This is a genomic window from Marinobacter bryozoorum, assembly GCF_023156245.1.
In the GTDB taxonomy this organism is placed as follows: Bacteria; Pseudomonadota; Gammaproteobacteria; order Pseudomonadales; family Oleiphilaceae; genus Marinobacter; species Marinobacter bryozoorum.
In genome coordinates this window covers 1-21,864 of sequence record NZ_JAKZAH010000020.1, presented here as the reverse complement: position 1 = coordinate 21,864, position 21,864 = coordinate 1, and the positions used below count along the sequence as shown (strand labels likewise).

Sequence of the window (21,864 nt, the reverse complement as noted above, 5' to 3'; positions counted from 1 at the left end):
ATGAATGGCCGCAAAGACGCCCCGCCCGCGCCGGTGATCCGGCTTGACGGCGTCACCTTGCACTACCGCAAGCACCCTGCCCTGCGGGAAATCAGCCTCGAGGTCCCATCTGGCTGCATGGTCGGGCTGATCGGGCCCGATGGCGTCGGAAAGTCCAGCCTGCTATCCCTGATTGCCGGCGCCCGCAGTATCCAGCAGGGCACGGTTCAGGTACTCGGCGGCGATATGGCGGATGCCAGCCACCGCAGGCACACCGGCCCCCGTATCGCCTACATGCCACAAGGGCTGGGCAAGAACCTCTATGCCACCCTGTCGGTTCAGGAAAACCTGGATTTCTTCGCCCGGTTGTTTGGCCATGGCCGGCAGGAGAGAGGCCAGCGCGTTAACGAACTCCTGGCTGCCACCGGCCTGCTGGAATTCCGTGACCGGCCCGCCGGCAAGCTGTCCGGCGGTATGAAGCAGAAGCTGGGGCTGTGCTGTGCATTGATCCATGACCCGGACCTGCTGGTACTGGATGAGCCCACCACCGGGGTCGATCCACTCTCCCGCTCCCAGTTCTGGGCGCTGGTGGAACGGGTCCGCAGCCGCCGCCCGGGCATGAGCGTGGTGATTGCCACCGCCTACATGGAAGAGGCCGAACGCTTTGACTGGCTGGTCGCCATGGATGAAGGCCGGGTACTGGCCACGGGAACCGCAGAGGCATTACGGCAGCGCACCGGGGCGGACACGCTGGAAGCCGCCTTTATCCGTCTGCTGCCGGAGGAGAAACGCCGCAAGCACCACCCGGTCACTATTCCACCACGCACAGACGGACAGGACGGACAACCCGATATCGCCATCGAGGCCGAAGGGCTGACCATGCGATTTGGCGACTTTGTGGCAGTGCAGGACGTTAACCTGCGGGTAGAGCGGGGCGAAATCTTTGGCTTCCTGGGCTCCAACGGTTGCGGCAAGACCACCACCATGAAAATGCTGACGGGCCTGTTGCCAGCGTCGGAAGGCAATGCCCGACTGTTCGGGCACCCGGTGGATGCCACGGACCTGGATACCCGCCGCCGGGTGGGCTATATGTCCCAGTCCTTTTCCCTGTACTCCGAACTGACCGTACGCCAGAACCTGGAGTTACACGCCAGGCTGTTTCACCTGCCACCGGACAGCATTCCCGCACGTGTTGCGGAAATGCTGGAGCGTTTTGGCCTCGGGGGTGTGGAGGACGAACTTCCCTCCGCCCTGCCCCTGGGGGTCCGGCAGCGCCTCTCCCTGGCCGTGGCCGTGATCCATCGCCCCGAACTGCTGATACTGGATGAACCCACCTCCGGGGTGGACCCCATTGCCCGCGACCAGTTCTGGCAACTGCTGATCGACCTGTCCCGGGAAGACAGGGTAACGATCTTTATCTCCACCCATTTCATGAACGAAGCGGAGCGCTGTGACCGGGTCTCGCTGATGCATGCCGGCCAGGTCCTGGCCAGCGACACACCCACCGCCCTCAGGGAAACCAGGGGCGCAGAAACCCTCAACGATGCCTTCGTTGCCTGGCTGGAAGAAGCCGCCGGCAAGGCTGATGAAAGCGTGGCGCCGCCGGTGGCCAGGGGCAATGAAAACGGCAGGACACCCGGACGCTTCAGCCTGCTTCGCCTGTGCAGCTACACCCGCCGGGAAAGCCTGGAGCTGCAGCGCGACCCGATCAGGGCAACCCTGGCCTTACTGGGGTCGGTGATCCTGCTGGTGATCATGGGTTACGGCATCAGTATGGATGTGGAAGACATCCGCTTTGCCGTTCTGGACCGGGACCAGACCAGCACCAGCCGCCAGTACCTGCTGAACCTCAGCGGCTCGAACTACTTCCTCGAGCGCACCCCGATTACCGACTACGGTGAACTGGACCGGCGCATGCGCAGCGGTGAACTGGAGCTCGCCCTGGAGATACCACCAGGGTTCGCCCGTGACCTGCAACATGGCCGGCCGGTGGCCATCGGCGCCTGGGTGGACGGCGCCATGCCCAGCCGGGCAGAAACCGTGGCCGGTTATCTGCAGGCACTGCATGGGGGCTGGCTGCAGGAGCAACTGCGCTTCCAGTCCACGCCTGTCACTCAGCCGCTCTCTATCAATGTGGAAACCCGTTATCGGTACAACCCTGAAGTCGCCAGCCTGGTGGCCATCGTGCCCACGGTTATTCCGTTGCTGCTGATGATGATTCCCGCCATGCTGACGGCCCTGAGCGTGGTACGGGAAAAAGAGCTGGGCTCCATTATCAACTTCTACGTGACGCCGGTGACACAGCTGGAATTCCTGCTGGGCAAGCAGATCCCCTATATCGTACTGGCGATGGCGAACTTCCTGCTGCTCACGGCGCTGGCGGTTTTCGCCTTTGGCGTTCCCTTCAAGGGCAGTTACCTCGCCTATGTGACTGCCGCCCTGCTCTATGTGATGGCCGCCACCGGCCTGGGACTGCTGGTGTCCAGCTTTATGCGCAGCCAGACCGCGGCCATCTTCGGCACCACCATTATCACCCTGATACCGGCTGTGACCTTTTCCGGTATGACAACACCCGTATCGGCGCTGGAGGGTATTCCCCGGATCATCGGTGAGATCTACCCCACCTCCCACTTCCTGACCATCAGCAGTGGCACCTTTTCCAAGGCCCCGGGGTTTGCCGACCTGTCCGGCTCGTTCTGGCCGCTGGCGTTGTCCGTGCCCGTCATCCTGGGGCTCAGCCTGATGGCCCTGAAGAAGCAGGAGCGCTGACCGTGCAACCGCTGGCCAACATCTTCCACCTGACCATCAAGGAATGGCGCAGCCTGGGCCGGGACCGGATCATGCTCGCGCTGATCCTGTTCGCCTTCAGCGTCAACATCTACATCAGCAGTGCCAGCATCCCCGAAACCCTGCACATGGCACCCATCGCCATCGTGGATGAAGACCGCTCGCCGCTGTCGATCCGCATGACCGGTGCCCTCTACCCGCCCTGGTTCCTTCCCCCCGCCAGTATCGAACAGCGCCAGATCGATCCCCTGATGGACGCCGGCGACTTCACCTTTGTGCTGGATATTCCGCCCGGACTACAGCGTGAGCTGTTGTCAGGTAACCAGCCCACCATCCAGCTCAATGTGGATGCCACCAAGCTGACCCAGGCGTTTCTGGGGGCTGGCTACATCCAGGCGATTCTCAGCGAGGAGACCCGGGCGTTTGTGCAGGGTGACCGCAGGAGCACGTCACCGGTGGCGCTGGAGATTCGCAACCGCTTCAACCCCGCCCTCAACCAGGGCTGGTTCGGCGCGGTGATTGAACTGATCGACAACATCACCATGCTGTCGATCATCCTCACTGGTGCAGCCCTGATCCGGGAGCGGGAGCACGGCACCATCGAACACCTGCTGGTGATGCCACTGCGGCCGGTGGAGATCATGGTAGCCAAGGTAGTGGCTATGGGGCTGGTGGTACTGCTCGCTTCCAGTGCCTCCCTGGTACTGGTGGTCAAGGGGTGGATGCAGGTGCCTGTTGAGGGTTCAACACTGCTCTTCGTGCTGGTGGCGGCCCTGCACCTGTTTGCCACCACCTCCATGGGTATCTTCCTGGCAACAGTGGCCCGATCCATGCCGCAGCTGGGGATGCTGATCATCCTGGTGCTGATCCCCCTGCAACTGCTTTCCGGCGGCGCGACACCGTTCGAGAACATGCCTGCCTTCATCCAGGGCATCATGCAGCTGGCACCCACCACCCACTTCATCAGCCTGGCCCAGGCCATCCTGTTCCGGGGAGCCGGGCTGGCCATTGTCTGGCCACCCCTGCTTGGGCTGATGGTGATCGGCGGCGTGTTCTTTGCCCTGTCGTTGCGGCGTTTCCGCAGGAGTATTGCGGGAATGGCCTGATATCAGGCCTTCTTGACGAACTCGGACTTCAGCTTCATCGGGCCGATACCGTCGATCTTGCAATCGATATCATGGTCGCCATCCACCAGGCGGATGTTCTTGACCTTGGTGCCAACCTTGACCACCGAGGACGATCCCTTCACCTTCAGATCCTTGATCACGGTCACCGTGTCACCGTCCGCCAGTGGGTTGCCGTTCGCATCGCTGACAGCAAGCCCCGCAGAGGCTTCCGAGGGCTCGCCACCGGCTTGCCATTCATGCCCACACTCCGGGCAAACAAGGAACTCACCGTCCTCATAGGTGAATTCAGACTGGCATTCAGGACAACTCGGTAAACTGCTCACGATAAGCCTCGCTCTGTGGAAGGTCACAAGCGCTGGATGAGGCAGACGGGACACTAGACGCCTGGCCACTCAGTACCCAACACTTCAAGGGGCGGGCATTATAGCGTATGGAGACAACTCAATGGGGGGCACACCCCACATGGGTGCCTGGGGACTGAGGGTGGCCTCCCTGAACTACCCCTTTGCCGGCACAAAAACCGGCGCACCGTCGGCTTCCACGGTGATCAGTTTCTGGTTATACAGGCTCTCCAGGGCAGACGGGACCAGCATCTGGCTGGCATGGCCCCAGCAGGCCTCACCATTCGGAAAGAGTAACAGAAGGTGGTCGCACCAGCGGGCGGCCAGGTTCAGGTCATGCAGGCACATGAAAATGGCCCGGCCGGCCTCGGCCTGCTGCTTCAGCAACTGCATGACGGCAACCTGGTGGTGAAGATCCAGGTGGTTGGTGGGTTCATCCAGCAACCAGGTATCCGGGGTCTGGGTCAGTACCGTGGCGATGGCGACCCGCTGACGCTCGCCTCCGGAGAGCGTGCTCACCAGCCGATCCTTCAGGTGGTCCACATCCAGGGCCTGTAGCGCTGCCTCTGCCCGGTTCAGGTCATCCCCGCTTTCCATCTGCCAGGGGGACAGCCACGGATGGCGTCCGATCAGGGCGGTTTCCAGTACGGTGGCCGGAAAGCCATCCTGCCGGTCCTGGAACACCAGGCCCAGCTGTCGGGCCACACTACGCCGACGGAGCTCCGTCAGCGGGCAGTCACCCAGGCGAACCTCGCCCTCCCGCGGTGATCGCAGGCCCGCCAGCGTATGCAGTAAGGTGGTTTTGCCGGCACCATTCGGCCCCAGCACACCCCACACCTGGCCCGCTTCAACCGTCAGGTTCAGCGGGGAACCACCCGTCCGCCCCGGAATATCGATCACCAGCTGACGAGCCTGCAAGGTGTCCATCAGCGACTCCGGTACAGCAGATAGAGGAAGGTGGGCACCCCCAGCAGCGCGGTGATGACACCCACAGGCAGTTGTTCCGGGGCAATCACCACCCGGGCGAGGGTATCTGCCAGCACCAGCAGGGCCCCGCCACCCAGGGCACAGGCAGGCAGGATCATACGCTGATCATTGCCCAGCACCAATCGGAGCATATGGGGCACCACCAGCCCGACGAAGCCGATGCTGCCGGCCGTGGTAACCGCCGTAGCGGTCAGCAGGCTGGCACCAATGTAAATGGCCCATTCCATGGGGCGCACGTTGACGCCGAGGGCAGCGGCCTGCAAGGGGCCCCGGGCGAGCACATTCAGGCTGCGGCCCGCAGGTATCACCAGAAGGCAGGCGAGTACCAGCAGCACAAAGGCCGGCCAGGGCGTACCGGCGTAGGCCACGTCACCCATCAGCCAGTACAGCATGCCTGGCAGCTCACGGGTCGGGGCAAGGGCCAGTAACAGCGTAATGATTGCGCCCCAGCCCGCCGCCACCACCACGCCGGTCAGTAACAGCCGGGTGGGTGTCCAGCTTCCGGTACCGTGGGCCAGGCCGAAAACCATCAGTGTTGATAACAGGGCACCGCCGAAGGCAGAAGCGGTAATCAGGGCACCGGCCAACCCGCCCAGCATGCTCAGCAAGGCCCCTACCGCTGCGCCGCCGGACAGCCCCAGCACATAGGGGTCCGCCAGCGGGTTGCGCAGCAATACCTGCATCAGTGCGCCGGCTACCGCCAGCAAGCCGCCGGTGGCGAAGGCGGCAAGGGTTCGGGGCAGGCGCAGTTCCAGTACCAGCGTACGATTCAGTTCATTGCCGCTGCCCGTGAGAGCCGCCAGGGTATCCGCCAGCGACAGGCCGGCACTGCCTACGCTGACCGATAGCACCATAGCCCCAAGCCCTGCCAGGGCCAGCAGTGCCAGGGGGCGCAAGGTGTCAAAGGCGGGCACGGGCCTGCTCCAACAGGTCGCACAGCTCACGGGTGCCATCCAGCATGCGGAAGGTGGCCCGCTGTAGCAGGTCCGGGGAAACCAGGAAGAGGTTGTCATTAGCCACTGCCGTCAGCGAGGGGTAGTCCCGCCAACGCTGCAGCCAGCCCTGGTCCGAGTCACCCCGGCCGGCGGTGACGATCACTTCCGGGTCCATCGTGAGCAGGGTTTCCACCGAAATACGGGGGACCAGGCGGGGCAGGTCACCAAAGACATTGGTGCCACCACAAAGCTGTATGGCCTTGCTGATCAGTTCGTCGTCATTGACGGTCATCAGTGGCTGGTCCCACACCTGGTAGAACACCCGCACGGGCCGGGCAGCGTCATACTGTGATTCGATCGCTCTGATATCGGCCAGAAACTCTCCAGCACGCTGCTCTGCCAGCGCCTGGTGACCAGTAAGCAGACCCAGGGTTTCAACGGCGGCGGCGATATCGTCGAAGGTCCGTGGGGCCAGCCAGAACACGGGCACACCCAGCTCCGCCAGCCGGTCCAGTTGCGCCCTAGAATTGCCGTCGGTCCAGCCGATCACCAGGTCCGGCTCAAGGGTAAGGATGGCTTCCAGGTCCACCCGGTTGCTGTCCCCTACCCGGGGCAGATCCCTTGCCTCAGGCGGGTAGTCACTCCAGGCGCCGGCACCTACCAACTGGTCACCAGCGCCTGCGGAGTAGACCAGTTCGGTGGCGCCGGGCGACAGCGACACAATCCGGTCGGCCGGCTCCGACAGGCAGACCTCCCGCCCGAAGGCGTCAACGGCACACAGCCCTTGCGCTGTTACTGGCGCAGGTGCCAGCAACAGGAGCAGCAGGAAGGTGATCGTGGGCCCAGGTCTGATCATGGCGAGGCAGCTACCGGATGGAAGTGGCTAATGGTTATCGGCTGAAATCATAACGCAACGACGCCATGTAGGTGCGGCCCGCCGCCAGGTATTCAAACGGTTCAAACGTCACACTGTCATTACCCAGGCTGGTGGTGTAGCGACGATCCAGCACGTTGTCCACCTTGAACGTGGCAGACCACCCGGGCAGGAAATTCCAGGCCGCTCGCAGGTCAGCGGTGCCATACCCGGACAACAGGCTGGTGTTTTCTGCATCGTTATAGCGATCACTCTCCGCAACCAGGCTGGCCCCGACGGACCAGCTACCGAAAAGCCGGTCCGCATCCAGCCGGATGATTTTGGCAGCGCGGCGCGGTAAACGAGCACCGGTGTCCCTGTTTTCTGTGTCAGCGTAGGTCAGCGCTGCGCCGAGATTCCAGTTGCCTGCCTCATAGCCGGAAGACAGTTCCACACCACGAATCCGGGCAGTTTCCACGTTTTCCATGGTGCCATCCCAGGTGACCGGGTCCGACACGTAGGTAATCAGGTCATCGATGTCGTTCTGATACACCGCCACATCCCAGAACCAGGAGCTGTAACGACCGGAGAAGCCCAGCTCCACCATCTGGCCCTGCTCTGCGTCCAGGTCGGGGTTGCCGGTGTAATAGGGCGTTGTCAGGTAAAGGTCATTGAAGGTGGGGGCCCTGAACGAGGTCGCGTAGCTCACCCGCATGCGGTGTTCCCGGTCAAACTGGTGACCGAAGGCAATTCCGCCGGTCTCTTCCTTGCCAAAGGCCTCGTTGTCATCCAGGCGCAGGCTGAGCATAACCTCGCTCGGGCCAAAGTTCAGGCGCCCCTGACCATAGACCGCCGCATTGGTGCGGCTGGTTTCGGCAAAGTCATCGCTGCCTTCCACTTCGTCCACCATGACTTCGGAGCCCAGTACCAGTTCGTGTACCCCGGCCGTCAGGGTGTTATCCCAGCGGGCGGAGCGAGAGAGGGTATTATAGGTGCTCGGGTAGCTGCCAAAGGTGTCCTGCTCGTCCCTGGCCTCAGAAAACTGGATACGGGTGCGCCAGTAATCACTGGCAACGGCTTCCACGTACAGGCCTGCCGCGCGGATCATGAAATCGGTGTCGCCGCCCTCAAACTCGGTGTTTCCCTCTGACTGGAAAACGGTCAGTCCCATCCCGCCGCCCTGGTCGAAACGGTGGTTCAGTTTGGCAAGGCCGCCCGCATTGCGAAACCCCCTGTCCTCTCCACCGGCACGCAGGTTGGTGCCATCCGTATCGGAATAGAGGCCACTGGCCAGGAACGAGGTCTGCCTGGCCTTCCCGGCAACCCCGGCACTGGTTGCCCGGGTAGCATGGGAGCCCCCGGAAACCTCGACCCAACCCTGACGCTCTGCTTCGGGCTCCAGTGTGAACGCCTGCACCACACCACCAACTGCATCAGCGCCATACAGCGAACTTTTCGCACCGCGCACCAGTTCAACCCGCCCCATCAGGTCCGCTGGCAGGAACTGCCAGGGGGGAATACCGGCAGTACCGGAGCGCAGGCGGATACCATCAAGCAGCAATACCGTGCCTGAGCTGCCGGTTCCCCGCAGGAACAGGCTGGTGGTCTTGCCAAAGCCGCCTTCAGAAGACAGGTTCACCCCGGGCTGGCCCCGCAACAGGTCCCGGAATTCGGTCGGTTGCCGACGTTTGATATCTGACTGGTCGATCACGGTAACGGAGGAAAGGCTCTCACCAACGGTTTCCGGCCCCAGTGTGGCGGTTACCACGATAGGGTCCAGGGATTCCGTATCAGACGGGGACTGGGCAAAGGCATTCTGGGAAGCTGCAAGCAGGGAGGCCCCTGCCACCAAAACTGGAAACTTGAACATCACACTACTCCACAAACCGCGCGCACCCGCACGGGCTCAAGACATGCATTACGGAGTAGTCAGCGGGGCAGGCAGGACGGAGAGCGGGAAGATGCCGGGAGTCGCCTACCCGAGCCGCCCTCCGCAACTCCGGGTGTGTTTTCAGGCCGGTCTCCGGGCTTTTGAGCGAACCGCGGTGCGGTTACGGGTAACCGCCTTCCCACGACCGTGCGCAGTGGCGGATTGGTTACCCTTATCTCAATTACCGTTGCGGGGGCAGCGTCGGACTGGCCCGAAGGCGCACCGACTTCCCGTTTCATCCCGCGCCATAATGGCAACAGGACACCTGAAAACAGGGCGCAAGGCTAGCAACACCCCCTGTGGTGGTCAATGTAATTCGTCAAGTGTTGCAGGGCAGCCGTTCGCGAACCGCCTTGCTGCCCTGCTATATTGCAGTGGTTACCCTCAATGACACCACAGCAACAGGGCGGCCCATGCAAGCGGAACTGATCGACATCCGTAACCACCTACAGCAACACGCACCCTTCAATGGACTGCCGGACGAGGCGCTGGACCGGGTGGCCGGCAGTATCGAGATTGCCTATTTCCGGGCGGGGGAAAAAATCCTCGAACTGGGCCAGACCAATACCGACCTGCATTATATCCGCAGCGGTGCCGCCGAACTCTACCGGCGCTCCGGGGAGCTGTACAACCGGCTCGGTGAGGGGGAGATCTTCGGGCAAATCGGCTTGCTGATGGGGCGCCAGGTGCGCTTTCCCGCCACGGCGCTGGAAGACACGCTGGTCTACCTGATCCCCTACCCGGTGTTCCAGGACCTGTTCGATAACCACGATGTCTTCGCCGACTTCGTGGAGGTCGAAGATAAAAGCCGCCTGCGCCAGGCCGTCACCCGGGCAGACCAGACCAACGACTCCATGACGGCGAAGGTCTCCCGGCTGATTTCCCGCCAACCGGTCACCGCCCCGTCCACTGTGCGTCTGCAGGAGGCCGCACGCATCATGACCGATAACCGGGTATCGTCCCTGTTGCTGGTTGAAGGCAGCGGCGACGACGAGGGCAACCTGGTGGGCATCATCACCGACCGGGATCTGCGCACCCGGGCCGTGGCCGACGCCCTGCCTTCTGAAACCCCGGTGGCCGATATCATGTCACCGGACCTGATCACCATCCGGCCCGATGCCCTGGTGTTCGAGGCGATGCTGCAAATGCTGCACAACAACGTGCATCACCTGCCGGTCATCGAAAAGGGCAAGCCCCGGGGTGTGGTGGCCCTGTCGGATATCGTCAAATATGAATCCCAGAACAGCCTGTACGTGGTCAGCAACATTCACCGCCAGCCCGATGTGAAGGGCCTCAAGGCCATCAGCGAGGAAGTTCGCAACAGCTTTATCCGGATGGTAAGCGAAGACGCCAACTCCCACATGATCGGCAGTGCCATGGCCGGCATCGGCCGCAGCTTTACCCAGCGACTGTTAGAGCTGGGGGAAGAAAAACTCGGTCCGCCCCCGGTGCCATACTGCTTCCTGGCGCTGGGTTCCATGGCACGGGATGAGCAGCTTATTGTCACCGACCAGGACAATGCGATGGTGCTGGATGACAGCTTCAACCCGGCAGAGCATGATGAGTATTTTCTGGCCCTGGCAAAGTTTGTCAGCGACGGCCTGGCAGAGTGCGGCTACACCTACTGCTCCGGCGACATCATGGCCACCAACCCAAAGTGGCGGCAACCCCTGAAAGTATGGAAGGAATACTTCACCGACTGGATCGACAACCCCAAGGCGGAAGCCCTGCTCAACAGCAATATTTTCTTTGACCTGGACGGGGTGTACGGTGAAGAGCGTTACGCCGAAGCCCTCAAGGAACTGATTGCCGAGAAAGCACAGAACAGTCAGCGATTCCTGGCCCTGCTGGCTCGCAATGCCCTCAATCGAACCCCACCGCTGGGCTTTTTCCGTCAGTTCGTGATGGAAGAGGACGGCAAGCAGCAGAAAACCTTCAACCTGAAGCGTCGGGGTACGGCGCCGGTCTCCGACCTGATCCGGGTACATGCCCTGGCCTGTGGCTCCCGGGCCCAGAACTCCTTTGACCGGCTGCAGGACATTGGCAAGACCCGCCTGCTGCCGGAAGACGGCGTGGGCAACCTGCGGGATGCCATGGAGTTCATCGCCATTGTCCGCATCCGCCACCAGGCCCTGGCCATGGAGGACGGGCGCGAGCCGGACAACAACGTGCGCCCGGAGGACCTTTCCCCCTTCGAGCGCAGTCACCTGAAAGACGCCTTCCAGGTCGTCAGCCAGGCGCAGAAATTCCTGCGTTATCGTTACAACGCCCAGATACCCCGGTAAGTCCGTGATAACAACGTTGTACACAGGAGAGCCATGAGCACCCGACGCGAAGCATCCGGCGGGGCCCACCTGCCGTCCGGCGACTGGCCAGAGCACATGTCGTCACTGGCCGAAGAGGCCAGTGACGCTCGCCTGAAGGCATTCTATGAGGCCTTCTGCATGAAACCGGATACGCCCATGGAAGAGGTGCCGATGGTGGCCATGGATTTCGAGACCACCGGCCTGGAGCCGGACCAGCATTCCATCGTCAGTATTGGCCTGGTGCCTTTCACCCTGAATAGAATCCGCCTGGCCGAGGCCCGCCACTGGGTCGTAAGACCGCAGCTGCCGCTGCACCAGACGTCGGTCACCATTCATGGCATCACCCATACGGATATCGAGGAAGCACCGGATCTGGGGGATATACTGGATGAATTACTGCCGGCCCTGGCCGGGCGCATCCCGGTGGTCCATTACCGGGCCATAGAGCGGCCCTTCCTCGATGTGGCATTGCAGTGGCGTCTGAAGGAAGGGATCGACTTCCCGGTGATCGACACCATGGCCATCGAGGCCCACCTTCACCCGGACCGCAACCCCACCCGCTGGCAGCGATTGTGGGGCAAGAAGCCGGTATCCATCCGCCTGGCGGACAGCCGGCTGCGCTATAACCTGCCCCACTACCCGGGACATAACGCGTTGATTGACGCCATTGGCACGGCGGAGCTGCTGCAGGCACAGGTCCGCCATCATTTCGGACCGGACACGCCTGTCCGGGATCTCTGGCTGTAGATCAGTCCTCCCGGACCTGGTCGATGTAATCCCCGTAGCCGGCCGCTTCCATCTGGTCGAGGGGAATAAAGGCCATGGCCGCCGAGTTCATACAGTATCGCAGGCCAGTGGGCTCCGGTCCGTCATTGAACACGTGTCCCAGGTGCGAGTCGGCATAGCGGCTGCGGATCTCTGTGCGGGTCATCCACAGCTTGTTGTCTTCCCGCTCCACCACCGCATCCGCGTTGATGGGACGGGTAAAACTGGGCCACCCGGTGCCGGATTTGTACATATCCCGTGACGAGAACAGGGGCTCACCCGAGACGATATCCACGTAGAGACCCGGCTCCTTGTTGTCCCAGTACTCGTTATCAAACGCCCTTTCGGTACCATCCTCACGAGCCACGTCGTACTGGAGGTCGGTGAGTTCCGAGCGCAGCGTCGCCTCGTCCGGCATCCGGAAACGCTCCGGATCAAAGCCGGGGCCAGCCACGATACGGTTGATTGCTGAGCTGGTAATGCCAGCAGCCTGGTCCTGGCCATCGGGCCGGTACTGTGAGAAGTCCAGTTCCTGGTCTTCTCCCCACACCTTGTCAATAAACTGGAAACGGCCGCTGTTGAAAGTGTAGACCTTGTAGCGGATGGGGTTCTTTTCGTAGTAATCCTGGTGGTATCCCTCGGCGTCCCAGAACTTGTCCAGGGCAACGATTTCGATCACAACCGGGTCGTCATAGCGGCCGGAATCGGCCAGCGCCTGCTTCGAGGCCTCGGCAACTTCCCTTTGTGCTTGATCATGATAGAAAATGGCCGGGCGATACTGCTGCCCCCGGTCCACGAACTGGCCGTTGGCATCCGTTGGGTCCATAAAGCGCCAGAAACCTTCCACCAGGCCCTCGTAAGTGATCTCGTCCGGATCGTAGTACACCTGCACTGCCTCGGTATGGCCGGTACGCCCTGAGGAGACCTGCTCATAGGTGGGTGATGGTTCCTCACCGCCTGCATACCCGGAGACCGCTTCCACCACCCCCGGAATCTTCTCGAACCCCGCCTCCACACACCAGAAGCAGCCGCCGGCGAAGGTGGCTATCGCCAGGTCAGGGTCATCCGGCGCATAGGCGGACTGACCGGACTCGTTCTGGGCGGCTGCCATGGCCCACACACCCAGTGCACCTGCCGCAAACAGCGCCAACCATCCTGTACGTTTGTTCAAAATTCTGTCCCCTTTGCCGAATAGGTAAGCACACCGCCACATCCTGGCAACACCAGAGGATTCAAGCGGCCTTTCAGGCTTTGAGAGGTAACGGCCCAATGGGTTCCCCTCGAGTGAATGCCACGCCGGCTGGCGTGGAGAAATCTGGGGAGGTATACGGAGGAGCGCACTGGATAGTGCATAGGGGAATGCCGAAAACCGGCTCCCGGACCGTTGCAGCCCGGGAACCTGGCACCTGAATCACCGGTCAGGGATTACCGGCGTGGGGAACCGCCACCCGGGCGGTGTACAGGGTGGCCTCGTTGGCCTGTTTGCGGCGCTTGGCGGAGGAGTCCGGGGCACAGCACATCAGTAGGGTGCGGCCATCGGTATCACCCAGCATGCAGGCGAACACCCCCTGGCCTTCCGGTGCCTTGATCTCCTCAGTGATCTCGCCACCCTCAGCCACGCGGATACAGCGCTGGTTGAAGGCATCGGCAATCCAGATCTGCCCTTCGGCGTCCAGGCAGCAGCCGTCGGGGCCGATGCTGAGCTGTTTCAGCATATCGGCACGGGGGCCAGGCGCGGGTCTCGGGCCGAACTCGGCCCAGTCCCGGCGGTCATAGAGTTCGCCGTCGTCCGCGATGGTGAACGCGGTCATGCGATTGCCGAAGGTTTCGCCCACTACCAGGGTTTTCTGGTCCGGTGTAATCACCATGCCGTTGGGGAAGTACAGGTCTTCCGCCGCGACACTGAGATTGCCTTCCGGGTCAATCCGCATCAGCTTTGCCGGTTGCAGGTCGGCCCCTTCCATCAGGTCGAAGCCGAAATTGCCTACCCAGACATTACCATCATTGGCGGCTACCAGGTCATTCACATGCCCTGTTGCGTGGCCTGACAGGTCCGCATACACGCTGGTCTCACCATCGGGTGAGCGGCGCATGACCTTGCGATCCACCATCGACACCCAGACCAGGGAACCGTCCGGCAACCAGCCCAGACCGGATGACTGCTGCGGCGCATCCAGCACCTTTTCCACCAGGCCGTCGGTAGTGACCGTGTAAACACCGTGGCGGTAGAAATCGGACACCCACCAGCGGCCATCCCGCCAGCGGGGGCCTTCGAAGAAACTGCCACCATCGGTAAGAAGGTTCAGTTCTGCCATGATTGTGTCTCCTCAGAGAGCGCCCATCAGGCGATCACGAATGATGCTTTCCGCCTCGCCCATGATGCGGTTGATCAGCTCTTCACAGGATGGCACATCGTGGATCAGTCCGGCCACCATGCCGCAACTCCAGGCAGCCTCGTCCATCTTGCCCTCATGCAGCACCATCTTGCCCTTGGCGCCGGTGACCAGGTGACGGATGTCGTCGATCTGGGTGTCTGCGCCCTTCTCTTTCTCGATCCGCAGGATCTCATCCACCGCGGCGTTCTTCATCACCCGCTCGGTATTGCGCAGCGGGCGCATCACCAGCCGGGTCTGCAGCTCGTCGGCTTCCACGATGGTCTGCTTGACCGTGTCATGGACCGGGGCATCCTTGGTGGCCAGGAAGCGAGTGCCCATATTCATGCCGTCCGCACCGAGGGCCATTGCCGCCACCAGGCTACGTCCGTCGGCCATGCCGCCGGATGCCACGAACGGGATATCCAGCTCCTCGGCCGCCCGGGGCAGAAGGATGAAGTTGGGCACGTCATCCTCGCCCGGGTGACCGCCACACTCGAAGCCATCCACGCTGACGGCGTCACAACCGATCTTCTGGGCCTTGAGGGCATGGCGCACTGAGGTGCACTTGTGAATTACCTTGATACCGGCTTCCTTGAGGGCCGGCATGTACTTCTCCGGGCTGCGACCGGCGGTTTCAACGACCTTCACACCACCGTCGATAATGGCCTGGATGTACTCGGGATAGGGGGGTTCCTGGAACGATGGCAGGAAGGTGAGGTTCACGCCGAAAGGCTTATCGGTCATCTCCTTGCAGCGGGCGATTTCCTTCGCCAGGTCTTCCGGGGTGGGCTGGGTCAGCGCCGTGATAATGCCCAGGCCGCCGGCGTTGGAAACGGCAGCTGCCAGCTCCGCATAGCCAACCCAGTGCATGCCACCCTGGATGATCGGGTGCTCGATACCAAACAGTTCAGTGATTCTTGTCTTCATGGAACTCCCCTGATGAATATCAGTGTTGTTTATCGAAATGGCGTTCCATTATTCATCAGGGGAGAGGGATTTACAAAGCCGGAGGCAATTCAGGGTTACACTGCCTGAATTGCCGCTCCGGTTATGCCGGGGTGCCCCGGCCTCAGATCTGGTCAGGTGCCAGCGGTGGGTTCGCCCAATAGGCGCAGTTATGGGCTGCCGCGGCCTCACTCACGTTCACCAGCGACTCTGAAGCCGGGATTTCCGGTGTCAGCTCCACGAGCTGGCTGCCAGCCGCGTAGTCCGGCCAGGTGGCGGTGCCGTCAGCGGAACTGGGATCGCCATAGCGAGCAAACTGCACCCAATGGTCGATCATCCGTTCTGAGAGGGCAAGCTGTTCATCACTGGCACCACGCGCCCGCATGGTAGCTTCGCTGTTCAGCACGTACTGGATTTCCAATGCATGGGCAGCACCCAGGTCAAAGCTCAGCATCGGCGTGAGCTCAGGGCCGAACAGGCTGGGAGCATCCTCATCGGTAAACCAGTAGCCGAAGGTCGGAACCCCCTGGCCTGACAGGCTGCCGACCTGGGCCAGCTGATTACAGGCGAAGCGCCACGAGGTCTGGATGGATGCCAGTGCCAGGGTGAAACGGTCTGCAGCGGCCGGATCGGTTACTGGCGGTGTCGCAAGGGGACTGCTGTCCGTATTCAGGTAATCTGCAGCGACCTGGTCGGCGTCCAGGCCCCTGGGATCAGACGCCAGCAAGGCACCGACCTCGGCCTGGTACTCCTCCAGGGTGTCCACCGGGTCTGGCGCACCCGCCAGGGTAGCCGAGATCTCGTCCAGCGCCAGGAACAGCCGGCCCTCATGCAGGTTATTACCCGTCATTACCGGAACACCCTGGGGGAAGGCAGCGCCGCCTGCCTGGCTCAGGGCCGCCTGAATGGAATATGGCAGCATGCCCTGACCCCAGGTGGGGTTAAACCACAAGTCTCCCTGAGCCTCGAGGATGGCCGCCGTCGTAACGCTTTCATCCCGCAGGCAGGCTGCGACATCGCCGGCATCGCTGCAGCCCAGGGCCGCTACCACCGGTGAACCAATCAGGACCTCACCCACGGGCTGGGGAACCTGGGTGGGCTGGTACGCACCACTTTGCACAATGGCTTTGTGGAACAATCCTTCAGACCCTGTGCCCGCACCTGCGGAAACCAGCTGCGACAATACGCTGTGGCCACCAGCGGACTCACCGAAAATGGTGACATTGCCGGCATCACCACCGAAGGCATCAATATTGTCCTGCACCCACTTCAGTGCCAGTTGCTGGTCCAACAACCCGAACTGGCCGTTGCCTTCGGGTAAACCCGCTGCAGGCAGGAAGCCGAGCACACCCAGGCGGTAGTTCATGGTCACCACGACCACTCCCTGATCGACCAGCCGCGAGGGCTCATAGGACTCACCGCCGGATCCTGTGATAAACGCACCGCCATGAATCCAGACCATGACCGGATGATTCTCACCCTCGGTGGGGGTATACACATTCAGATAGAGGCAGTCTTCGTCCAGGCTATCGGTGAAGCCATTGAATGCACTGCCAGTCTGGGGACAGCTGTTACCAAACTCACTGGCATCGAGCACACCCTCCCACGCATCAGCCGGCTGCGGCGGCGCAAAGCGCAAGTCACCCACTGGCGGTTTCGCAAAGGGAATGCCCTTGAACATGCGCACAGCGCCCTGCTCTACGCCTTCCACCTGACCCGACTGGGTCTGTCGAACATTGGGCGGCAATTCAGCTGTATCATCAGAGTCAGAGGAAGAGCCCGACGATGAGCCACCACATCCAGCAAGCATGGCGGCGGCCAACGCGGTTGTCATGGACATACGCCAGAAAGATTGGTTCTGCAGGAAATTCATGGTTCGTTCTGCCTTGGTCTGTTGTTGTCGTTATCCGGCCGTTTACCCGGGAAGGCCGGAGGCGCCTTCGACAGGCCGGGCCCTGAAGCCTGGCCATCGAAAACCTGTACACAGATTAAGGGCAAGCGGGGATACCTGTCTGGCGCCCCGGGGATTAACTATTGGAAGGAATGGCATCTCGTGTCACGTCCCTGTGACACAGTTTTATGAATCGTCTCAGTAGCCAGAAAGGCGACGACGCAGGGTGAAGGGTGAGAAGTAGCGCTTGCCCGGGAACTCATCCTTGAATAAACGGGTGCCCTCAGATTCATTGATCAGGCCCGTGGCGTGGTATATGCCTTTTTTAAGGTCATGGTAGACCTCGAGGTCTGACCAGACACCGGGCATGTCATAGAAGTTCTTGAGCATGGCCATGGTCACCCGGTAAAGGTTGCCCTCGTCGTCATACTGGTCAACCAGGGCGATATTCCAGCTGTCCTCATCGATATAGAACACCCGCTTGTGGTAGAGGTGGCGGGCATCTTCACGCAGGTTGGCTTCTACCACGTGCACCCGATGCAACTCCCAGCGCATCAGGTCAGGGTTGAGGTGCTGCTTGTCCAGCACATCATCGTACGAATATTTGTCGCTGGTAATGTCGAAGTTGTTGTAGGGAATCAGCTTTTCATGCAGTCCCTTATACTCCCAGTTGTACCGGTCGAGTGCACCGCTGAACGTGTCGGTATCATCAACGGTACGCAGGTTACCGGACGAGGCAATGGGCGAATCGTAGCCCAGGCTCGGGGCACGGCGTACTTCACCGGCACTGAACCCCCAGGCTGGACGGGGCTCTTCCGCCTGGTTCAGGGTTTCATGGACCAGGATGCCGCCGCCGGCATATTGCTCAGGTGCAATCACGGTAGACAGGTAGTAGTTGATGATTTTATCCAGATCTTCCCAGGAGCCGCCTTTCTTGTTCCAGTTGAAGAAGACTTCCTGACGCATGGTGACACCGCCGTACTGGCCGTTTACCACCACGACCTCTGTGTATTCCCTCTCGACCCAGCGCCCCCGCCAGCGGGTCAGGTGGTTCCACATGGCCTGCATGCCCTTTTCTTCGTCTGAGCCGTGCAGAATCGGGAACGGGTGCCCGCCAAAGGCATTCTCGATGCTGTATCCCTCACTGACCAGGGTCGCGCTGGTCGCGTTCTTGCGGGTATTTTCGACGATATGATCAGGCGCAGTATGGGGCCTTCGGGTTGGATAAACCTGCAGGTTGAACGATTCCGGGTAGGCTTCGAACATGGCAGCCACGCCGTCAGCCAGCACGCCCCGGTATTCCTCCATGTTTTCCGCTTTTACCACGTAGCGGGGCTCGTCATCGGGATAGGGATTGGCATGGTGGTCACCGCTACCTTCGTAACCATCCGGAATGGTGGTATCGCCACCCGTCCAGCGTGGGATAGTTCCCGCCGAGTTGCCAGCACGGATGGCACCGAACGGCGTAAGACTGTTACCCAGACGGTTGGCTTCGGCCTGGGAAACAGCGGCCTGGCTGGGCGCAGCGCTGGTCAGGGCCAGCAGTGAAACACAAAGGGCGGGGATCAGTTTTTTCTGCATCGTCTCGTACATCAGGGCCGACCATCTTATTGTTTTGACTACCAGGCAGGACTCCGAAAGCCGGGAAGCCTGCCGCGCGTGCCGTGTGGGCGTTACGGGATTTCGTCTCATTCTTCACTATTTGCCGGGAGCTTGCCACCCTGCCGCGGATGCGTCGTGCACGGGCATGGAATCTTTGGCAAACGGTCACAGTCATTTAACAAGGTTTTACAGTTTACCTTCAGCTGCGTACCAAGCAGGCAGGCACCCTCAAGCTATGACCTAACCGGCCGATAACCAGGACATAGCGATAGTCCGGTTACATTTCGGAACGGCAATCCCGCCATACATCCGGATAATTAGCGACCGACTTATTCCGACCTGATGTCCTTTTCAGATTGCCTGGAGTTTTACCATAAAACTGATGGAGCGACTGCGCATCCGTTCACGTCTGTTGATTGCCGTACTGGTGCCGGTGCTGGTCACCGCTGGCGTTACGGCTTGGATCACCACAAACCAGTTAACGCAGAACGGCAAGCACGAGGTGGAGCGCCTCAGGGATAACCTGATCGAGACTCACAAGGAAAGCCTGAAACATATCGTTCAAGCCGCCAGAACCGCTATCGACGCCGACTACTCCGACCCCTCACTGGATGAGGAAGAGGCGAAGCTGCGGGTTCGGGACACCATTCGCTCCATGGGGTTCGGAGAGAACAATTACATCTTTGCCTACACCCATGATTCGTTCAATCTGGCGTTCCGGCCCAAGCCGTCGGCAGAGGGTTACGTAAAGAACAGCACCCCGGAGTCCAAGGCATTACTCCGTAATCTGTTCGAAGCGGGCAAGTCCGGCGACGGCTACCATAGCTACGAATGGAAGAACCCGGCGACGGGGAACGTCGAACCCAAGATCTCCTATTCGCTCTACCTGGAAAAGTGGAACTGGGTAATCGGTACCGGGGTTTACGTGACCAGCGTGGACGAGACCATCGCCGCTGCCCGTGCCGAAATCGATGAGCAGATCAGCAGTGCTCTGTTCTCGATTCTCCTGATTACAGTGGTGATCGTAGTCCTCGCTATCAGCTTTGGCCTGTTTATGGGCCGCAGCGTCACCGCACCCCTGAACCGGGTCACCCGGACCATGGAAGACATCGCCGCTGGTGAAGGCGACCTCACACGCCGTTTGCCAGCGGAAGGCACGGATGAGCTGGCCGACCTTGGGCGACAGTTCAACGCCTTTGTGGCCAAGATCCACACCACCATCCGCGAGGTGGGCGACACCACCAACCAGGTGGCTTCTGCTGCGGAAGAGCTCAGCCGCGTGGCTGAAGAAACCCGAGCATCGGTCCAGACCCAGGGGTCCGAAACCGATCAGATTGCTTCCGCCATTAATGAGATGGCCGCCACCATCCACCAGATCTCGAAGAACGCCAACGAGGTCCAGAGTGCCGGTGCCGACGCGGACCGGCTGGCGAAGGATGGCGGCCAGACCATGGCCGGCTCCCAGCAGTCGGTAAACGAACTGTCCCGGAACATCCTGCAAAGCGCGGAGGCCATCGAGGCCCTTGCGTCCCGCAGTGACGAGATCCAGAAGGTGCTGGATGTTATCCACGAGGTGACCGACCAGACCAACCTGCTGGCCCTGAACGCTGCCATTGAAGCTGCCCGTGCTGGCGAACACGGCCGGGGCTTCGCAGTAGTCGCAGATGAAGTGCGTCAGCTGGCCCAGCGCAGCGGCGAGTCCGCCGGGCAGATCCGCGAGATGATTGATGGCTTTATCAATGAGTCCCGCAGTGCGGTGGAGCGGATGCGCTCATCCCAGGGGCTGTCCGAAGAGACGGTAGAGCGAATTAACCACGCCAGCTCCGCCCTGAATACCATTGAGCAATCCGTGGAGCACATCCACGACCAGGTAACCCAGATTGCCACCGCCGCCGAACAGCAAAGCCAGGTGGCCGAGGAGATCAACCAGAACGTGGTGCGCATCGTGGAAGCGGCCCAGAACAGCGATACCGGCGTCACCCAGACCAACGAAGCCAGTCAGGAACTGGCCCGCCTGGGCGAACGGCTGCGGGAGCTGGTTGCACAGTTCCGGGTGTAATTCACTGGCAAACGGGGAGGCTGCGGGTCAGGCAGACTCCCCGGCACCTGCCCCGTCCGCCAGTGCTGCAATGACCGCCCGGTCCCGGCCTTCATCCTTGGCCTGGTAGAGTGCCCGGTCAGCAAGCCGAAAGAGGGCTTCCCTCTCTGATGCGTGCTCCGGTACGCAGGCCAGGCCTGCTGAAAATGTCAGACGCTCTGGCCCGCCGGGGCTGAAATCCATAGCCGAGAACTCACCCCGGAGGCGCCCTATCACTTCCAGGGCACCTTCCGGGTCCAGGCCAGGCAGCACCAGGACAAATTCCTCGCCCCCGAAGCGGGCCGCCACATCCTGCTTGCGGCTGCCATCCTGCAGCAACTTTGCCAGGGCCACGAGGATACGGTCGCCAACATCATGGCCCCACTTGTCATTGACCCGTTTGAAGTGGTCCAGGTCGAGGATGCAGAAAGTCAGCGGCCTTTGCTCCCGCAAGGCCCGGGGAATTTCGTGCTCCAGTACTTCGTCCAGCCAGCGCCGATTGTAGAGCCCGGTCAGCGGGTCGCGAATGGATTCTTCCTTGAGTGCATTACGCAGTTCTTCGATGCGCTCGAGCTTTTCCCGAAGATCGGCTTCCTTCTGCTTCAGGTCCGTGACATCCCGGAAGCTGTATATAACTCCGCGAACCTTGCCACTTGTGCCATGGAAGACGTTTTTCTTGACGTTCAGGGTGCGCCCGTCAAGTTCGATCTCGCTAGCCACCTCGCGGCCTGAATACAGACCCGGGATAAACTCCTGCACCGGCTCTCCCCGTTCGAACGGCTGCCCGGTGCCGGCCAGCAGGTGGCGTGCCGAGGGGTTACTGTCCACCAGGCGGCCATGCCCGTCGGTCACCAGCACACCGTCAGTCATGTGCTGGAAAACCAGGGTGCGTATTCCAGACCAAGGTTGCCACTGATTCCAGACGAAGCCTGCCACCCATTCCACGCGAAAGCTGCCACTGATT

Annotated in this window: 16 protein-coding genes and 1 riboswitch; of the genes, 5 read left to right on the top strand and 11 right to left on the bottom strand. The window is 61.3% G+C overall.

Features of this window, described 5'->3' with window-relative positions:
- Complete coding sequence (rbbA, locus tag MLC59_RS12080; RefSeq protein WP_248234533.1) at positions 1 to 2,748, top strand: ribosome-associated ATPase/putative transporter RbbA; 2,748 nt, start codon at positions 1 to 3, stop codon at positions 2,746 to 2,748.
- A gap of 2 nt (positions 2,749 to 2,750) precedes the next feature.
- On the top strand, positions 2,751 to 3,872 hold the full coding sequence (locus MLC59_RS12075) for an ABC transporter permease (protein ID WP_248234531.1): 1,122 nt from the start codon (positions 2,751 to 2,753) through the stop codon (positions 3,870 to 3,872).
- A 2-nt stretch (positions 3,873 to 3,874) separates the two neighbouring features.
- Here the strand turns inward: MLC59_RS12075 and MLC59_RS12070 are convergent, their stop codons facing one another.
- From MLC59_RS12070 to MLC59_RS12050, 5 genes are all read right to left on the bottom strand, one after another.
- Positions 3,875 to 4,216, bottom strand: coding sequence for a zinc ribbon domain-containing protein YjdM (locus tag MLC59_RS12070; RefSeq protein ID WP_248234529.1), 342 nt, complete (start codon positions 4,214 to 4,216; stop codon positions 3,875 to 3,877).
- Positions 4,217 to 4,390: 174 nt separating this feature from the next.
- Positions 4,391 to 5,161, bottom strand: coding sequence for an ABC transporter ATP-binding protein (locus MLC59_RS12065; protein ID WP_248234527.1), 771 nt, complete (start codon positions 5,159 to 5,161; stop codon positions 4,391 to 4,393).
- Positions 5,161 to 6,075 (bottom strand): FecCD family ABC transporter permease, encoded by a 915-nt coding sequence (locus MLC59_RS12060; RefSeq protein WP_282450974.1) that lies wholly within the window; start codon positions 6,073 to 6,075, stop codon positions 5,161 to 5,163. The genes MLC59_RS12065 and MLC59_RS12060 overlap by 1 nt, the downstream gene beginning before the upstream one ends.
- A 46-nt stretch (positions 6,076 to 6,121) precedes the next feature.
- On the bottom strand, positions 6,122 to 7,012 hold the full coding sequence (locus MLC59_RS12055; RefSeq protein WP_248234525.1) for a cobalamin-binding protein: 891 nt from the start codon (positions 7,010 to 7,012) through the stop codon (positions 6,122 to 6,124).
- A gap of 34 nt (positions 7,013 to 7,046) precedes the next feature.
- Positions 7,047 to 8,879, bottom strand: a complete 1,833-nt coding sequence (locus tag MLC59_RS12050) for a TonB-dependent receptor plug domain-containing protein (protein WP_248234524.1) — start codon at positions 8,877 to 8,879, stop codon at positions 7,047 to 7,049.
- 127 nt (positions 8,880 to 9,006) lie between these two features.
- Positions 9,007 to 9,223: riboswitch (cobalamin riboswitch) on the bottom strand.
- A 129-nt stretch (positions 9,224 to 9,352) separates the two neighbouring features.
- On the opposite strand from MLC59_RS12050, the gene MLC59_RS12045 reads away from it, so the two are divergent.
- Positions 9,353 to 11,224 (top strand): DUF294 nucleotidyltransferase-like domain-containing protein, encoded by a 1,872-nt coding sequence (locus tag MLC59_RS12045; RefSeq protein WP_248234523.1) that lies wholly within the window; start codon positions 9,353 to 9,355, stop codon positions 11,222 to 11,224.
- Positions 11,225 to 11,257: 33 nt separating this feature from the next.
- Entirely contained in the window at positions 11,258 to 11,992 is a 735-nt protein-coding gene (locus MLC59_RS12040) for a 3'-5' exonuclease (protein WP_248234522.1), read from the top strand.
- Position 11,993: 1 nt separating this feature from the next.
- On the opposite strand, the gene msrA is transcribed toward MLC59_RS12040, so the two are convergent.
- The 5 genes from msrA to MLC59_RS12015 form a co-directional block, all read right to left on the bottom strand.
- Positions 11,994 to 13,121, bottom strand: coding sequence for a peptide-methionine (S)-S-oxide reductase MsrA (gene msrA / locus MLC59_RS12035; protein WP_248234582.1), 1,128 nt, complete (start codon positions 13,119 to 13,121; stop codon positions 11,994 to 11,996).
- A 307-nt stretch (positions 13,122 to 13,428) separates the two neighbouring features.
- A complete protein-coding gene (locus tag MLC59_RS12030; RefSeq protein WP_248234520.1) occupies positions 13,429 to 14,325 on the bottom strand; it encodes an SMP-30/gluconolactonase/LRE family protein in 897 nt (298 codons plus the stop codon).
- A 12-nt stretch (positions 14,326 to 14,337) separates the two neighbouring features.
- Entirely contained in the window at positions 14,338 to 15,312 is a 975-nt protein-coding gene (locus tag MLC59_RS12025) for an NAD(P)H-dependent flavin oxidoreductase (RefSeq protein ID WP_091848906.1), read from the bottom strand.
- A 142-nt stretch (positions 15,313 to 15,454) separates the two neighbouring features.
- Positions 15,455 to 17,203 carry a carboxylesterase/lipase family protein gene (locus MLC59_RS12020; RefSeq protein WP_248234519.1) on the bottom strand — a complete coding sequence of 583 codons (1,749 nt, stop codon included), beginning with the start codon at positions 17,201 to 17,203 and terminating at the stop codon, positions 15,455 to 15,457.
- A 216-nt stretch (positions 17,204 to 17,419) separates the two neighbouring features.
- Complete coding sequence (locus MLC59_RS12015; RefSeq protein WP_248234518.1) at positions 17,420 to 18,814, bottom strand: DUF1329 domain-containing protein; 1,395 nt, start codon at positions 18,812 to 18,814, stop codon at positions 17,420 to 17,422.
- Between the two features lie 391 nt (positions 18,815 to 19,205).
- Between MLC59_RS12015 and MLC59_RS12010 the strand changes: the two genes are divergently transcribed.
- Positions 19,206 to 20,882: a methyl-accepting chemotaxis protein gene (locus tag MLC59_RS12010; RefSeq protein WP_248234517.1), complete on the top strand. Its 1,677-nt coding sequence runs from the start codon at positions 19,206 to 19,208 to the stop codon at positions 20,880 to 20,882.
- A gap of 27 nt (positions 20,883 to 20,909) precedes the next feature.
- On the opposite strand, the gene MLC59_RS12005 is transcribed toward MLC59_RS12010, so the two are convergent.
- On the bottom strand, positions 20,910 to 21,864 hold a 955-nt coding region (locus MLC59_RS12005; RefSeq protein ID WP_248234516.1), incomplete at its 5' end, for a diguanylate cyclase.

What these genes read in the sequence shown, in the direction of transcription:
- MLC59_RS12015 (WP_248234518.1), bottom strand. Translation starts at nt 18,814, where the DNA reads ATGTACGAGACGATGCAGAAAAAACTGATCCCCGCCCTTTGTGTTTCA.
- MLC59_RS12050 (WP_248234524.1), bottom strand. Translation starts at nt 8,879, where the DNA reads ATGTTCAAGTTTCCAGTTTTGGTGGCAGGGGCCTCCCTGCTTGCAGCT.
- MLC59_RS12060 (WP_282450974.1), bottom strand. Translation starts at nt 6,075, where the DNA reads ATGGTGCTATCGGTCAGCGTAGGCAGTGCCGGCCTGTCGCTGGCGGAT.
- MLC59_RS12030 (WP_248234520.1), bottom strand. Translation starts at nt 14,325, where the DNA reads ATGGCAGAACTGAACCTTCTTACCGATGGTGGCAGTTTCTTCGAAGGC.
- MLC59_RS12040 (WP_248234522.1), top strand. Translation starts at nt 11,258, where the DNA reads ATGAGCACCCGACGCGAAGCATCCGGCGGGGCCCACCTGCCGTCCGGC.
- msrA (WP_248234582.1), bottom strand. Translation starts at nt 13,121, where the DNA reads ATGGCAGCCGCCCAGAACGAGTCCGGTCAGTCCGCCTATGCGCCGGAT.
- rbbA (WP_248234533.1), top strand. Translation starts at nt 1, where the DNA reads ATGAATGGCCGCAAAGACGCCCCGCCCGCGCCGGTGATCCGGCTTGAC.
- MLC59_RS12020 (WP_248234519.1), bottom strand. Translation starts at nt 17,203, where the DNA reads ATGAATTTCCTGCAGAACCAATCTTTCTGGCGTATGTCCATGACAACC.
- MLC59_RS12010 (WP_248234517.1), top strand. Translation starts at nt 19,206, where the DNA reads ATGGAGCGACTGCGCATCCGTTCACGTCTGTTGATTGCCGTACTGGTG.
- MLC59_RS12065 (WP_248234527.1), bottom strand. Translation starts at nt 5,161, where the DNA reads ATGGACACCTTGCAGGCTCGTCAGCTGGTGATCGATATTCCGGGGCGG.
- MLC59_RS12045 (WP_248234523.1), top strand. Translation starts at nt 9,353, where the DNA reads ATGCAAGCGGAACTGATCGACATCCGTAACCACCTACAGCAACACGCA.
- MLC59_RS12055 (WP_248234525.1), bottom strand. Translation starts at nt 7,012, where the DNA reads ATGATCAGACCTGGGCCCACGATCACCTTCCTGCTGCTCCTGTTGCTG.
- MLC59_RS12025 (WP_091848906.1), bottom strand. Translation starts at nt 15,312, where the DNA reads ATGAAGACAAGAATCACTGAACTGTTTGGTATCGAGCACCCGATCATC.